The sequence below is a fragment of the Cellulomonas sp. P4_D11 genome (genome assembly GCF_056401915.1).
Genome location: NZ_JBFUIK010000035.1, coordinates 17,898 through 32,659 on the forward strand (window position 1 = coordinate 17,898; position 14,762 = coordinate 32,659).

The 14,762-nt window shown below is 75.3% G+C and carries 13 protein-coding genes and 1 pseudogene; 5 read left to right on the forward strand and 9 right to left on the reverse strand.

The features are described 5' to 3' along the window. The 3 genes from AC1DT4_RS17170 to AC1DT4_RS17180 all read right to left on the reverse strand — a co-directional run bounded on the left by AC1DT4_RS17170 (position 1) and on the right by AC1DT4_RS17180 (position 1,344). Entirely contained in the window at positions 1-567 is a 567-nt protein-coding gene (locus tag AC1DT4_RS17170) for a dihydrofolate reductase family protein (RefSeq protein ID WP_477090999.1), read from the reverse strand. A 68-nt stretch (positions 568-635) separates the two neighbouring features. Further along, positions 636-1,097: a PTS sugar transporter subunit IIA gene (locus AC1DT4_RS17175; protein ID WP_477091000.1), complete on the reverse strand. Its 462-nt coding sequence runs from the start codon at positions 1,095-1,097 to the stop codon at positions 636-638. A gap of 16 nt (positions 1,098-1,113) precedes the next feature. Beyond that, positions 1,114-1,344: a PTS sugar transporter subunit IIB gene (locus AC1DT4_RS17180; protein WP_055921493.1), complete on the reverse strand. Its 231-nt coding sequence runs from the start codon at positions 1,342-1,344 to the stop codon at positions 1,114-1,116. A 169-nt stretch (positions 1,345-1,513) separates the two neighbouring features. Here AC1DT4_RS17180 and ptsP point away from each other — a divergent pair, with 169 nt between their 5' ends. The 5 genes from ptsP (at position 1,514) to AC1DT4_RS17205 (ending at position 7,291) form a co-directional block, all read left to right on the forward strand. Continuing rightward, positions 1,514-3,205, forward strand: a complete 1,692-nt coding sequence (ptsP, locus tag AC1DT4_RS17185; protein WP_477091001.1) for a phosphoenolpyruvate--protein phosphotransferase — start codon at positions 1,514-1,516, stop codon at positions 3,203-3,205. A gap of 22 nt (positions 3,206-3,227) precedes the next feature. Further along, the gene (locus tag AC1DT4_RS17190) at positions 3,228-3,611 is read left to right on the forward strand and encodes a globin (protein WP_477091002.1); all 384 of its coding nucleotides are present in this window, start codon (positions 3,228-3,230) and stop codon (positions 3,609-3,611) included. Positions 3,612-3,683: 72 nt separating this feature from the next. Beyond that, entirely contained in the window at positions 3,684-4,553 is an 870-nt protein-coding gene (locus AC1DT4_RS17195) for an acyl-CoA thioesterase (RefSeq protein ID WP_477091003.1), read from the forward strand. 43 nt (positions 4,554-4,596) lie between these two features. Further along, on the forward strand, positions 4,597-5,601 hold the full coding sequence (locus tag AC1DT4_RS17200) for a DNA topoisomerase IB (protein WP_477091004.1): 1,005 nt from the start codon (positions 4,597-4,599) through the stop codon (positions 5,599-5,601). Between the two features lie 52 nt (positions 5,602-5,653). Further along, positions 5,654-7,291, forward strand: a complete 1,638-nt coding sequence (locus AC1DT4_RS17205; protein WP_477091005.1) for an SDR family oxidoreductase — start codon at positions 5,654-5,656, stop codon at positions 7,289-7,291. Here the strand turns inward: AC1DT4_RS17205 and AC1DT4_RS17210 are convergent. The 6 genes and pseudogenes from AC1DT4_RS17210 to AC1DT4_RS17235 all read right to left on the reverse strand — a co-directional run. Then, positions 7,272-7,766 (reverse strand): acyl-CoA thioesterase, encoded by a 495-nt coding sequence (locus AC1DT4_RS17210; RefSeq protein WP_477091006.1) that lies wholly within the window; start codon positions 7,764-7,766, stop codon positions 7,272-7,274. The two genes, AC1DT4_RS17205 and AC1DT4_RS17210, sit on opposite strands and share 20 nt — an antisense overlap. 74 nt (positions 7,767-7,840) lie before the next feature. Further along, a complete protein-coding gene (locus AC1DT4_RS17215; RefSeq protein ID WP_477091007.1) occupies positions 7,841-9,469 on the reverse strand; it encodes a dynamin family protein in 1,629 nt (542 codons plus the stop codon). Continuing rightward, positions 9,466-11,328: a dynamin family protein gene (locus AC1DT4_RS17220; RefSeq protein ID WP_477091008.1), complete on the reverse strand. Its 1,863-nt coding sequence runs from the start codon at positions 11,326-11,328 to the stop codon at positions 9,466-9,468. Before AC1DT4_RS17220 ends, AC1DT4_RS17215 begins: the two co-directional genes overlap by 4 nt. Before the next feature lie 241 nt (positions 11,329-11,569). Continuing rightward, positions 11,570-13,252: an energy-dependent translational throttle protein EttA gene (gene ettA, locus AC1DT4_RS17225; RefSeq protein ID WP_456825936.1), complete on the reverse strand. Its 1,683-nt coding sequence runs from the start codon at positions 13,250-13,252 to the stop codon at positions 11,570-11,572. A gap of 163 nt (positions 13,253-13,415) precedes the next feature. Next, positions 13,416-13,931: a single-stranded DNA-binding protein gene (locus tag AC1DT4_RS17230; protein WP_477091009.1), complete on the reverse strand. Its 516-nt coding sequence runs from the start codon at positions 13,929-13,931 to the stop codon at positions 13,416-13,418. 209 nt (positions 13,932-14,140) lie between these two features. Then, positions 14,141-14,762 (reverse strand): annotated as a pseudogene (locus AC1DT4_RS17235) (GTPase); the annotation flags it as partial.

Here is a 14,762-nt window from a genome sequence, read left to right on the forward strand (position 1 = left end):
CTACCGCCCCGGCGGGCCGTCCAGCACCGTGGGCACGTACTCGAGCAGCTGGATCCGCCCGTCGAACGTACGGCTGTCCACCATCTCGAGGCCGACGTCCGGGTAGCCGTCGTAGATGCGCTCGCGCCCGGTGCGCCCCGTGATCACGGGGAAGACGACCACGCGGTAGCGGTCGACGAGGCCTGCCTCGAGCAGCGACCGGCACAGCGTGAGGCTGCCGATCGTGCGCAGGCCGGGGACGTCGCTCTCCTTCATCGCGCGGACCGCCTCGACGGGGTCCTCGTCGACGAGGCGCGTGTTCGCCCAGGTCAGCGGCTGGCTCAACGTCGACGAGAACACGACCTTCGGCATCGCGGTCAGCTGGTCCACGCCCTCCTCCCCGGAGGCGGCGAACTGCGACATCAGCCGGTACGTCGTGGCGCCCATGAGCACCGTCCAGCTGCTCTCCGGTGACGCCTCCAGCCAGGCCAGGTACTCGGGCCCCTCGAGACCCCACCAGCCCGGCCAGCCGTCCGCCGACGCGTACCCGTCGAGCGAGGTGATGAAGTCGACCAGCAGCTCTGCCATCGGATCCTCCGGTTGCTCGCGCTCGTCTCCACCGTGCACGCGACGACGGGCGTCGGCAACCCCTTCGGTCAGGCCCAGTCCAGCAACGGCTCGCCGGCCTCGACCGGCACTCCGTCGGCGACCAGCACCGTGAGCACGTCCGGGTCCGCCTGGAGCGCGACGACCGGGCAGATGGTCGCCAGGCCCGCCGCGGTGACGTCGACGGGCGACCAGGTGATCAGCCGGTCCCCGGCGCGCACGCGCTGCCCGCCGTCGACGTGCAGGGTGAACCCCTGCCCCGCGAGCCCGACGGTGTCGATGCCGAGGTGCACGAGGATCGTCCGACCCTCCCCCAGCTCGAGCGCGAACGCGTGAGGGTGCAGGGCGCCGATCACGCCGTCGGCGGGCGCCAGCACGGTCTGGGTCTGCATGTGCTGCGGCTCGATCGCGACACCCGGTCCCACGATGCCCTCCGCGAAGACCGGGTCGGGCACGGCGGTGACGGGTCGGAGCACCCCGGTGAGCGGGCTGAGCAGCCGGATCGTCGTCATCGGCTGCGACGGGCGGTCAGCGCAGGCTGTCGAGCTCGGCAGCGAGGTTGTCGGCCTCCGGGCCGACGATCACCTGGACGATGCGACCGGAGCGCACGACGCCGAACGCGCCGCTCGCCTTGAGCGCGACCTCGTCGACGAGGTGGGCGTCGCTCACCTCGACGCGGAGCCGGGTGATGCACGGCTCGAGGTCGACGACGTTCGCGTCGCCGCCCAGCGCTGCGAGGATCTGCTCTGCCTTGCTCATGGAACTCCCCAGCTCACGTGGCGCCGGTCGGCGCACCGCCACAGCCTAACCCTGAGACGGCGCTCACATGCCGCAGCGTCGACGAGCCCCCGTGTCCGGCTGGCGTCGGCCGACGCCGAGGGACCACACTGCGATCAGGTCGACGAGGAGGTCACGTCAGGTGAGTCCGGTGCATGCTGCAACCCCCACGGTCCTCACCGGCATCGGGGTGAGCCCCGGGCGGGTGGTGGCGCCCGCCGTGCTCATGCCGGACCCGATCGCGGAGCCACCCTCGGGCCGGCGCCTGCCGCCCGGTACGGACTACGCGGAGGCCGCCAAGCGCATCGGCGTGGCCTCCGAGGTGGTCCGCGCGGCGCTCGACGCCGCCGCCGACCGCGCCCAGGGCGAGAGCGCCGACCTCCTGCACGCCACCGCGGCGATCGCCGCCGACCCGACGCTGGTCGCCGACGCCGAGCAGCGCGTCGTCGAGGACCGGTTGGTCCCGGAGCGCGCGGTCTGGGAGGCGGCCGAGGCGGTGGCCGCCCAGTTCGAGGCGCTCGGCGGCTACTTCGCGGAGCGCACGCGCGACATCGCCGACGTGCGGGACCGCCTGGTCGCCGAGCTGACCGGCCGACCGGCGCCCGGCGTGCCCGCGCACGAGGCGCCGTTCGTGCTCGTCGCCGCCGACCTGGCGCCCGCGATCGTCGCGACGCTGGACGTCGACCGGGTGCGCGCGATCGTCACCGGCACCGGCGGCCCCACGTCGCACACCGCGATCCTGGCTCGCGCTCGCGGCATCCCGACCGTCGTCGCCGCCCGGGGAGCCGAGGCCGCGGTGCAGGCCGAGACGCTGGTGCTCGTCGACGGGTCCGCGGGCACGGTCACGATCGACCCCACCGAGGAGCAGGTCGCGGCCGCCCTGGCGCTGGCCGCGCAGGTGCGCACGTTCGACGGCCACGGGCACACGTCGGACGGCCACCACGTCGAGCTCCTGGCGAACGTCGGCGACCCCGCCGACGCCGCGCCGGCCGCCGCCGCGGGCGCGGAGGGTGTCGGGCTGTTCCGCACCGAGTTCGGGTTCCTCGACCGCGAGGAGGCCCCCAGCATCGACGAGCAGGTGGCGGCCTACCGGCGCGTGCTCACGGCGTTCCCCGGCCGCAAGGTCGTCGTCCGCACGCTCGACGCCGGCGCCGACAAGCCCCTCCCGTTCCTCGCCGGCGATCCCGAGGTCAACCCGGCGCTCGGCGTCCGCGGGCTGCGCACCGCCGTCCGGCACCCCGAGGTCCTCCAGGACCAGCTCGCGGCGATCGCCCGGGCGGCGGCCGCCGAGACGGCCGATGTCTGGGTCATGGCGCCGATGGTGTCCACGGTCGACGAGACCGCGCAGTTCGTGGCGGCGTGCGCGGCGCACGGCCTGGGCGTCGCCGGGGTCATGATCGAGGTACCCAGCGCCGCGCTCCTGGCCGGGCCGATCCTCGCGCACGCGGCGTTCGCGAGCATCGGCACCAACGACCTCACGCAGTACGCGATGGCCGCCGACCGCCTGCTCGGCGCGGTCGCCGAGCTGTCCGACCCGTGGCAGCCGGCGGTCCTGCACCTGGTGGCCGCGGCGTGCAACGGCGGCGCGCAGCAGGGCCGGCCCGTCGGCGTCTGTGGCGAGGCCGCGGCCAGCCCCGCGCTCGCCGCCGTGCTGGTCGGCCTCGGGGTGTCGTCGCTGTCGATGACTCCCCGCGCGCTCCCCGACGTCGCCGCCCTGCTCGCCGCGACGTCGCTGGAGGAGTGCCGACGCCTCGCGCAGCTGGCGCTCGCCGCGTCCAGCGCGGCGGACGCGCGGGCCGTCGTGCGTGCCGGGCTGCCCGTGCTGGAGGAGCTGGGGCTCTGATCCCGCGTGTGAGGATGGCCGCGTGAGATCCGACTCCTTCTATGCGGCGATCGGCGGGCACGACACGTTCGTGGCCCTGGTCGACGAGTTCTACCGCGGCGTCGCCGACGACCCGGTGCTGCGCCCGATGTACCCCGAGCAGGACCTCGGACCCGCCGCCGAGCGGCTGACCCTGTTCCTCGAGCAGTACTGGGGCGGTCCGACCACCTACTCCGACGAGCGCGGGCACCCGCGGCTGCGCATGCGGCACGCGCCCTTCAAGGTGAACCCGGACGCGCGCGACCGGTGGCTGCTGCACATGCGCGCGGCCGTCGACAGCCTGGGCCTCGCGCCGATGCACCACGCGCAGCTCTGGGACTACCTGGAGCGTGCCGCGTACTCGATGATCAACACGTTCGACGACTGACCTGCGGCTGCGACGGACATCACGCCTCCCGGACACCGACCCGGACGCGTCCGTCATGAGACGCTGCCGTCCATGACGACCGAGCCCGACCCGACCGCTCCCGTCCTCGACATCCTGCGGCTGGCGGACGACCCGGCGGCGCCGGACGTCTTCACGGGGCGGAGCCTGCCGCAGCCCAGCGGCCGCGTGTTCGGTGGTCAGGTGCTCGCCCAGTCGTTGCTCGCCGCGGGCCGGACGGTCCCCGAGGGCCGCCTGCCGCACTCGTTGCACGGCTACTTCCTGCGGGCCGGGGACGCGCGCGAGCCCATCACCTTCGCCGTCGAGCGGCTGCGCGACGGCCGCTCGTTCACCGCCCGCCGGACGCATGCGCTGCAGGGCGGCGAGGCGATCCTGTCGATGATCGCGTCGTTCCAGGAGCAGCAGCCCGGGCTCGACTACGCCGACCCGATGCCGACCGGCATCCCGGGACCGGAGGACGTGCCGTCCGCGCTCGACCTGCTCGGCGGGATCGACCACCCCGTCGCCAAGTTCTGGACCCAGGAGGCCGCGTTCGACGTCCGGCACGTCGACGGCGCGATCTACCTGGGCCCGCCCCGCGAGGCGACCGGCCAGCAGGCCGTGTGGTTCCGGTCGCGGGGACCGCTGCCCGACGACCAGCTGCTGCACCGCGCGCTGCTCGCGTACGCGTGCGACCAGGTGATGCTCGAGCCGATCCTTCGCCGGGCCGGCCGGTCGTGGGTGACCCGCGGCCTGTCGATCGCCAGCCTGGACCACGCCATGTGGTGGCACCGCGACGTACGGGTGGACGACTGGCTCCTGTACGTGCAGTCGACGCCGAGCGCCCAGGGCGGTCGCGGCCTCGGCGCCGCACGCGTGTTCACCCGTGACGGCACGCTCGTCGCGTCCGTCGCCCAGGAGGGCATGGTCCGCTTCCCGGACTGACGTTCCGCGCGCGGCCCGGGCCGCTCCGGGCGACACTTCCGGCATGGTCCGCCTGCGCCGCGTCCGCATCGACGCCCCCGGTTGGTCGCGACGCCGCGCCGGCCGGGGGTTCGTCTACCTCGACCTCGACAAGGTCCGCATCGTCGACGAGGAGCACCTGGAGCGGATCACCACGCTCGCGATCCCGCCCGCGTGGCGTGACGTGTGGATCAGCCCGTGGCCCAACGGGCACATCCAGGCCGCGGGGCTCGACGACGCCGAGCGGCGGCAGTACCTCTACCACCAGCAGTGGACACTGCGCCGGGGTCGGCTCAAGCACGACCGGGTGCTCGACATCGCCCGCCGGCTGCCGGCCGCCCGGCGCCGGGTCCGCGCGGACCTGGCGCTGGAGGGCATGCCTCGCGAGAAGGTCCTCGCGCTCGCGTTCCGGCTGCTCGACCTCGCGTACCTGCGGGTGGGCGGCGAGGGGTACGCGCTCCAGCACGGGTCCTACGGGCTCGCCACGCTGCTGCGCTCGCACGTCCGCGTCCTGGCTCCCGAGCACGACGGGGACCCCGGCCGCGTGCACCTGAACTTCCCCGCCAAGTCGGGTCAGGTGCGGGACACGGTCGTGGAGGACGATGTCGTCGCCACCACGGTGCGCACCCTGACGCGCCGCCGGGACGACGGCGAGGAGCTCCTGGCGTGGCGCGACGACGACGGCGGCTGGCACGACGTGACCAGCGCGGACGTGGGGGCCTACGTCAAGCGGCAGCTGGGCGACGAGGCGACCCCGAAGGACTTCCGCACGTGGCACGCGACGGTGCTGGCCGCGCGCGGGCTCGCCGACGCCGGCGCCCCGCCGACGTCCGAGCGGGCGCGCCGACGGGTCGTCACGGACGTCGTCCGCGCGGTCGCCGAGGAGCTGGGGAACACCCCGGCCGTGTGCCGGGCGTCGTACATCGACCCTCGGATCATCGACCTCTGGGAGCGCGGGCAGACCATCCGGCCGACCCGCTCGCAGGCCGTCGCCGAGCGGGAGACGCTCGCTCTGCTGAGCCCCGGCTGAGGATCCGGCGCGACCGGGTGCGAGGTCGGGCAGGTGACCGCAGACTTCCCAGATGGCTACCGCCCCGGACGACCTGCTGCCCGAACCCGTCGCCGACACGCTCGACGGGCTCGTCCCGGGACTCGGCCCGGACGGCCACCCGCGCCCCGACGCGCCGCTCGTCGCGGTCACCGGCGTCACCGGGTACGTCGGCGGGCGGCTGGTCCCGGAGCTGCTGGCGGCCGGCTACCGCGTCCGGGCGATCGCCCGGAACCCCGACCGCCTCCGGGGTCACCCCTGGTACGCCGACGTCGAGGTCGCCGCGGCGGACGCCGACGAGCCGGCGCAGATCCGTGCCGCGCTCGAGGGCGCCGACGTCGCCTACTACCTGATCCACTCGCTCGGCTCCGGGAGGAGCTTCGAGTCGACGGACCGGCACACCGCCCTGACATTCGCGCAGGCGGCCCGCGAGGCCGGCGTCGGGCGCATCGTGTACCTCGGCGGGCTCTATCCCGAGGGCGAGGAGCTCTCGCCGCACCTGGCCTCGCGCACCGAGGTGGGCGAGATCCTGCTCGCCTCCGGCGTGCCGACGACGGTGCTGCGCGCCGCGGTCATCCTCGGCTCCGGGTCGGCGTCCTTCGAGATGATGCGGTACCTCACCGAGCGGCTGCCGGCGATGACGGTCCCGCGCTGGGTGGAGAACCGGATCCAGCCCATCGCGATCCGCGACGTGCTGCGCTACCTCGTCGGCTCGGCGGCGATGCCCGCCGAGGTCAGCCGGGGCTTCGACATCGGCGGCCCCGACGTCCTGACGTACCGCGACATGATGCAGCGCTACGCGAAGGCCGCCGGGCTCCCCCGGCGGATCATCGTCGGGGTCGGCGTGCTCACCCCGCGCCTGTCCAGCCTGTGGGTCTCGTTGGTGACGCCGGTGCCGTCCGGCCTCGCCCGGCCGCTCGTCGAGTCCCTGGTGCACGAGGTCGTGTGCGACGAGCACGACATCGCCGCGCTCGTCCCCGACCCGCCGGGCGGCCTCATCGGGTTCGACCGGGCCGTCCGGCTCGCGCTGCAGCGGGTGCAGGACGCCGCCGTCGCCACCCGGTGGTCGTCGGCGGCGATCCCGGGCGCACCCAGCGACCCGCTGCCCAGCGACCCCGACTGGGCGGGCGGCTCGTTGTTCGTCGACGAGCGCCAGGTCACCGTCGACGCGTCGCCCGCCTCCCTCTGGCGGGTGCTCGAGGCGGTCGGCGGCGAGCACGGCTGGTACTCGTGGGGCCTCGCGTGGCGGATCCGCGGGCTCGCCGACCGGCTGGTCGGCGGGCCGGGGCTGCGCCGCGGTCGTCGCGACCCCCGGTTGCTCCTGGTGGACGACGCGGTCGACTTCTGGCGCGTCGAGGCCATCGAGGAGGGCCGGCTCCTGCGGCTGCGGGCCGAGATGCGGGTGCCGGGCCTGGCCTGGCTGGAGCTGCGTGTGGAACCGGGCGGGGACGCGCCCGACGCGGCGCCGACGGTCTTCGCGCAGCGCGCCCTGTTCCACCCCAAGGGTCTGCTCGGCCAGCTCTACTGGTGGTCGGTGTACCCGTTCCACGGCGTGGTGTTCGGGGGCATGCAGCGCAACATCGCCCGCGCGGCCGAGACGGCGGAGCGGGCGCGCACCGACCGGCGGCCGACGAGCGGTCGGGACGCCGGCGTCAGCGCCGCCGCCGGATGACGACCGGGTCCTCCACGTAGGCGCCCCACGCCTCGCGGCCGGCGGGGTCGATGCGGCGCGGCGCCCCGGTCACGGCGTCGACCAGCACGAGCGTCGTGAGAGCGCGCGCGTAGGTCACGCGGTCCGGGCCGGGCTCCCCCGCGTCCCGCACCTCGTAGCAGACGTCGAGGCTCGCCCCGCCGAGGTGCCCGATCCACATCTCGACGATCACCGGGGTCCGGCGGTAGCCCAGCGGCCTGAGGTACTCGATCTCCTGCCGCGCGACGAGCGTCGACAGCTCCGCCCCCGGGCCGGCGTCGAGCACGGCGGTGGGCCACGCGCTCTCGACGCGGGTGCCGTCGGGCGCCGCGGGGTGGCTCCAGAACGCCTCGATCCGCGCCTCCTCGAGCAGCCGGAGCATCTCGACGTTGTTGACGTGCTGGTAGGCGTCCATGTCCGACCAGCGCAGCTGGACGGGAACCTCGAGGCGGGTCATGCCGACGATCCTAGGAGCGGCCGGCCACCGCCTCCGACGCCGACCGCCAGGCGGTCGCCCGCATCGCCCGTCCGTCAGGCCGCGGCCTTCGACGCGGCGGCCCGGCAGCGGGCCAGCGCGTCCATCTCGGCGGCGACCGGGCCGATGACGTGGTCGTTCACCGCGAGCGCCACCGAGGCACCCAGCCGGCGACGAGCCTTCGCGGCACGCCGCCGCCCCCCGAGCGCGCCGAGCACCCACCCGACGCCGGCCACGAGCAGACCCGCGGCCACTCCCGCGAGCAGGAGGAGCGTCGGCGCGGGGAGCCCCCACCACATCGGGGTCTCGGGCGCCGGCAGCCGCAGCCAGCCGAGGGCCGCCAGGCCGACGAGCCAGAGCAGCCCCGCCACGGCCACGGCCAGCAGGAGCCACTGCACGAGGGCGAGGAGCCGCCACGTCACCGGCACGCGCGCGTCCGCGACGGGCACCCGGACCACGGTCCGGTCGAGCACGTCGTCGAGGTCCACCTCGGCGGCGCGGGACCGCGCGGCCAGCACCCAGTCGTCGGGCGCGCCCGCCGACGCCGCGTCCACGTAGGTGCGGACCGCGCTCACCGCGGCAGCGCGCTCGCCGGCGGCGGGTGCGGACCGAGACGACCGCGCCAGGTCCTCCTGGCCCGCCTTGGCGCGCTCGCGTCCCAGGCCCAGCCGGCGCAGCGGGTCCGGGCGCAGCCGCGCGACCCAGCGCGTCACGGGCCAGCCGGTCGCGGCCCGCGCCGACCGGCGGGTCGACCGGCGCACGGCGTCCGCGACCTCGTCGATGCCCGCCGCCGCCTCCCAGGCCCCCACCAGCGCCGCCGCCGCACCGACCTCGCGGCGCGTGTCGGGCGGTCGACCGCAGGCCTCCACCAACGCCCGGGCCGCCAGCCGGACGTCGCCGGTGACCCGCTCGGTCGCCGCGAGCCGGCGCTGGGCCGCGCGCGCGAGCAGGTCGCGCAGCTCGGTGACGCCGGCGCCGGTCGACGCGCTCACGGCCAGCACCGGCGACGCGGCGAGCCCGTCGTCGGCGGCCAGCCGCTGCAGGTCGGCCACCATCGCCCGCTGCTCCGCGACGTCCAGCCGGTCGGCCTGGTTGAGCACCAGCACGACGACGCTCGCGTGGTCGGCCAGCCCGCGCAGGTAGCGCGCGTGCAGGGCGGCGTCGGCGTACTTCTGCGGGTCGACCACCCAGACGAGCAGGTCGACGCGCTCGTAGAGGCGCTCGGCGATCGCACGGTGCTCGGTCACCACGGAGTCGTGGTCGGGCAGGTCGAGCAGGACCAGGCCGGTGGCCGACGCCTGCAGCGCGCGGCTGCTCGCGACGTGCCGCTCCTGGACGTCGAGCCAGTCGAGGAGCTCGTCGGCGCCGTGCACGTCGGCGGTCCCGGACCGCTCCGGAACGATCACGGCGACCGGCCGGCCGGTGGTCGGCCGGCGCACGCCGGGCTCCGCGACCCGTGCCTCCGCGAGGGCGTTGAGCAGCGACGACTTGCCCGACCCGGTCGCGCCCGCCAGCGCGACGACCGTGTACTCGCCGGACAGGGCCGCGCGGTCCCGCGCCCGGGCGACCACCGCCGCCGGTGCCTCCAGCGCGGCGTCGGGCAGCCGTCCGCGAGCCAGCCCGACGGCCTCGTCGAGCGAGGCGACCCGGTCGCGCAGGCTCGTGGGCGAGACGCTCCGGCTCATCCGGTCCCCCGGAGCCAGCGGCTCCACCAGTGGCTCCGCGCCGGCTCCTCCGGTCCGGCGACCGCGGCGTGCGCCGCCCGCTCGACCGCGCCGGTGCCCCGCAGGTTCCCGCGGCCACCCGCGAGCTCGCCGGCGGTGCCCCAGACCGTCGCCGCAGGTCGGGCCGCCATGGCCGACCGCACCCGCGCGGCCGCCGCGCGCAGGTCGTCGCCGTCGCGAGCGGCCGCGCCCGTCGCGTCCAGCTGGCGCGTGAACCGCGCCGACTCCTCGTCGAGCAGCGCCTCGGTGCGGGCGGCGAGCCGCTCGTGGGCCTCCTGCGTGAGCCGGCGGACCGCCTCGTCCCCGAACACCGCCTCGAGCACGCGCTGCGCGAGCAGGACCGTCCCTCCGACGATGCCCACCTCGGCGCCGGTGAGCCCACCCGTCGACGCGAACACCGCGACCATGAGCACCGCACCGAGCCCGTTGACCCCGTACGAGAACGCCCGCGCCGCCGTCCGGCGCCCGGCGCCCTCCGTCTCGACCAGCGCGAGCACGTCGCCCTGCCACGCACGCACCTGCTCCGCGGTCCGCGTGCGCAGGTCGCCCGAGGCGCGGGACAGCGCCAGCCCGTCGAGCAGCGCGAGCCCGGCGGGGTCGTGCCGCCATGTGGCGTGGGCGCTCTCGGCGGCCTCCTCGGCGGCGTCCTGGATGACAGCCGACAGCCCGTGGGCCACCGCCTCGACGAGCGCCGGCTCGGCCGGCYGGCGCCCGCGCACGAAGCCCACGACGCGGTCGCGCAGCCGCGAGACGCCCTGCTCCATGGACCGGAACCACTCGCTCGTGCCGACGACGTCCTGCCAGCGCGCCAGCACCTCGCCCCGCAGCAGCGAACCGTCGGACGTCGCGTGGGCCACCTGGGCGGCCGCCGTCGCGTACGCGGCCGTGACCGCCCCGCGCAACCGCCCGTCCGCCGCCCGCTGGTCGTCCGCCGCCGTCGCGAGGTCCAGCGCGCGCCGGGACACGTCCGCCACGGCGCCGTCCCACGTCTCCGCCAGCGCCGTGGCGCGGGCCTGCGGGTCGGTCGCGGTGGTGGTGAGGAAGTCCGCGATGGGACCCACCGCCGACTCCGGCAGCAGACCGTCCTCGAGCTCCACCTCCGGGACGACGAGGACCGTCGCGGACCCGAGGCCGGCCTCGTCGAGCATCTGCCGCAGGTGGTCCCCGACCGCCGTCTCGGCGCCGACGTCCACCCGGTCGAGCACGAGCGCGAGGTGCGTGCCTCGGCGGGCCGCGTCGGCCAGCAGCTCCCACGGGACCGCGTCGGCGTACCGCGCGGCCGTGGTGATGAACAGCCAGACGTCCGCGGCGCCCAGCAGCTGGGCGGCGAGGATGCGGTTGCCCTCCTCGACGGAGTCCACGTCCGGCGCGTCCAGCAGCGCGAGGCCGACCGGCAGGGCGTCGGAGGCCACGAGCCGCAGCCCGGGCCGGGCACCCGCGAGGCGCCCCTCCTCGGCGGAGTCGGCCCGCGTGAGCGACGGCAGCACGCGGTCCGAGCTGAACCAGCGCACGTCCAGCGGGTGGTGCACCAGGACGGGCCAGCGGGTGGTCGGCCGCAGCACTCCGGACGGGCTGACCTCGGTGCCGACCAGCGAGTTCACGACCGTCGACTTGCCGGCCCCCGTGGACCCCCCGACGACCACGAGGACCGGGGCGCCCGGGTCGCGCAGGCGAGGCAGCAGGTAGTCGTCGAGCTGGTCGAGGACCCGCGTGCGGTCCGCGCGGGCGGCCGCGGCCGTCGTCGTCTCGAGCGGGAGGCGCAGGTCGGCGACGTGGCTGCGCAGCGCGAGCAGCGCGCCGACGAGCTCGTCGTGCTCCATCGCCGCACCGCCTCTCTCACGTCGTAGCGAGCGTATCTGCGCAGGTCCGCGCACGGACGCCGAGCGCGGGCCGGTCGGGCATCCTCCCACCGGCCCGACCGATCGTGCAGCAGAAGGCCCGGTCGCGCGCGTCGAGGACGACGACGGCCGCCCGGCACACGAGGTGCGAGGCGGCCGTCGTCGGACCCGAGCGGGCCGAGCGCGCGGGCGACCGTCCTCCGGTCAGCCCGCGGCGGTCGGCTCAGTCGCGGCGCAGCTTGCGGTACGTCACGCGGTGCGGCCGGGCGGCGTCGGCCCCAAGCCTGGCGACCTTGTTCTCCTCGTACGAGGCGAAGTTGCCCTCGAACCAGTACCAGTTCGCCGGGTTCTCCTCGGTGCCCTCGTAGGCCAGGATGTGCGTCGCCACCCGGTCGAGGAACCACCGGTCGTGGGAGACCACGACGGCGCAGCCGGGGAACTCGAGCAGGGCGTTCTCCAGCGAGCCCAGCGTCTCGACGTCCAGGTCGTTGGTCGGCTCGTCGAGCAGCAGCAGGTTGCCGCCCTGCTTGAGCGTCAGCGCGAGGTTGAGCCGGTTGCGCTCGCCACCCGACAGCACGCCGGCGGGCTTCTGCTGGTCCGGACCCTTGAACCCGAACGCGGCGACGTACGCCCGCGACGGCATCTCGACGTTGCCCACCTTGAGGAAGTCGAGCCCGTCCGAGACCACCTCGAACAGGGTCTTCTTCGGGTCGATGCCACCGCGCGACTGGTCGACGTAGGAGATCGACACGGTCTCGCCCACCTTGAGCTCGCCCTTGTCCAGCGGCTCGAGCCCCACGATCGTCTTGAACAGCGTGGTCTTGCCGACGCCGTTCGGACCGATGACCCCGACGATGCCGTTGCGCGGGAGCGTGAAGCTCAGGCCGTCGATGAGCACGCGCCCGTCGAAGCCCTTCTCCAGGTCCTTCGCCTCGAGCACGATCGAGCCCAGACGCGGGCCCGGCGGGATCTGGATCTCCTCGAAGTCCAGCTTCCTCGTGCGGTCCGCCTCCGCGGCCATCTCCTCGTAGCGCGCCAGGCGCGACTTCGACTTGGTCTGGCGGCCCTTGGCGTTGGACCGCACCCACTCGAGCTCGTCCTTGAGGCGCTTGGCGAGCTTCAGGTCCTTCTTGCCCTGGATCGCGAGCCGCTCGCCCTTCTTCTCGAGGTACGTCGAGTAGTTGCCCTCGTACGGGTACAGGCGGCCGCGGTCGACCTCGCAGATCCACTCCGCGACGTGGTCGAGGAAGTACCGGTCGTGGGTGACGGCCAGGATGGCGCCCGGGTAGTCCTTGAGGTGCGCCTCCAGCCACAGCACGCTCTCGGCGTCGAGGTGGTTGGTGGGCTCGTCGAGGAGCAGCAGGTCGGGCTTCTCGAGGAGCAGCTTGCACAGGGCGACACGGCGGCGCTCGCCACCGGACAGCACCGTGACGTCGGCGTCCGCCGGCGGGCAGCGCAGGGCGTCCATCGCCTGCTCGAGCTGGGCGTCGAGGTCCCACGCGTCGGCGGCGTCGATCGCCTCCTGGAGCACGCCCATCTCCGCGAGCAGCGCGTCGAAGTCGGCGTCGGGCTCGGCCATCAGCGCCGAGATCTCGTTGTAGCGGTCGAGCTTGCCCTTGATCTCGGCGACGCCCTCCTCGACGTTGCCCAGCACCGTCTTCGCCTCGTTCAGCGGCGGCTCCTGCTGCAGGATGCCCACCGTGTAGCCCGGGCTCAGCCGCGCCTCGCCGTTCGACGGCTGGTCGAGGCCGGCCATGATCTTGAGGATCGTCGACTTGCCGGCACCGTTGGGGCCGACGACGCCGATCTTGGCGCCCGGCAGGAAGTTCAGGGTGACGTCGTCGAGGATGACCTTGTCGCCGTGCGCCTTGCGCGTCTTGTACATGGAGTAGATGAACTCAGCCACTGGCTCTTCGTCCGCCTCGGTGATCGTGGGGGTCGCCCCGGCGCTGACCTGGCTCGGGGCACTGCTGACCGGCACACCGGCGACGGCGGGCCGACCGCGCTGCACGCGTGCGCGCGGTCCGACCTACCGCGTCGCCGGGTCGCCGGTGCCCCAGCCTAGGCGATCACCCGGCCGCGGCCAGCGCGAGCTCGGGCTCGGGCTCGGGCTCGGGCTCGTCGGTGGGGGCCAGCCCCGCCCCCTCGTCGTCCGGGAGCACCTCGAGCCCCGAGACGTCCGCGACGCCGTCGTCGGAGCCCGGCGCCGCGACCGAGCTCACCGTCCGCGCGAAGTGGCTGCTGCCGAACGCCAGGTTGGGACCGAGCGCGATCGCGTCGAGCACGAGCGTGGTGCGCGGACCCTCGGGACCGGCCCACTCCTCGGTCGAGAGGGTGCCCTGCACGATCACCGGGTCACCCTTGCGCAGGGAGCGGGCGGCGTTGATCGCCATGGTGCGGAACGCCTTCACGTGGAACCACTCGGTCTGCGCGTCGCGCCAGACGCCCTCGCCCTTGTCGAACCAGCGGCGCGTGCTGCCCAGCCGGAACGTCGCGTACGGGACGCCGCCGTCGCTCTCGTGGAAGATGCGCGGCTCGGTGCCGATCCACCCCACCACGGTCAGATCCAGGGACTGCGTGCTCATGCGATGCCTCCAGTGCGGTGCGCCCCGGCGGGTGCGGGGCTCGTGCGACCAGGCTGCGCGGGCACGGGGTGGGACGACGGCCGAAGCCTCGGGCTCGTGGACGGCCGCGTCGCCGGCGGGGGCTGTGGGCGGCTCGCGGAGTGCCACGCCGACGGGTCGGGCCTCAGGCCGATCGACCGCCCCGAGCGCCGCTGTCCGGTGGGTCGGCCTCAGCCGCGGGCGGCCGCGATCAGCTCGCGCACGGTGCGGTGCTCCGCCAGCACGGCCTCGGTGGGCACGGCGAGGCGGGCGCGCGCCACGTTCTCGAGCGCGGCTCGACCGTCCTGCAGCACCTGCTCGGACCGCCTCCGTGCCGCGGACCGCCGCGCGGCGACGGACCCGATGGCGGCCGCGACGGCGAGGACGACCAGGACGATCGCCGCGACGGGCGCCCAGATGTTCGACCGCGTCCCGCCGACGAGCGACCCGACGGCGACCGACGCGACGAGCACGGCGGCGCCCGCGAGCACCACGGCGCCGATCAGGAGCCACAGCGAGAGGGCGGAGCGCCGGGTGGACACCGCGAGCTGCGTGAGAGCGTCGGTCACCGCGAGCCGCAGCTCCGCGGTCGAGGCGACCCGGTCGGCGACGTCGCGGCCCCACCGACGCGGCAGCCCGGCGGTCACGGCGTCGACCCACGCCGCGCGGGCGAGCCCGACCGTGTCCTCCTGGACCGCGCCGAACCCGGGGGCCGCGGCGGCCGTACCGGTCCGGACGGCCGCGGCAACGCCGGCCGCCACGGACGGCAGGCCGACCGCCGCGGAGAGCCGGTCGACGACGTCGGAGACGGAG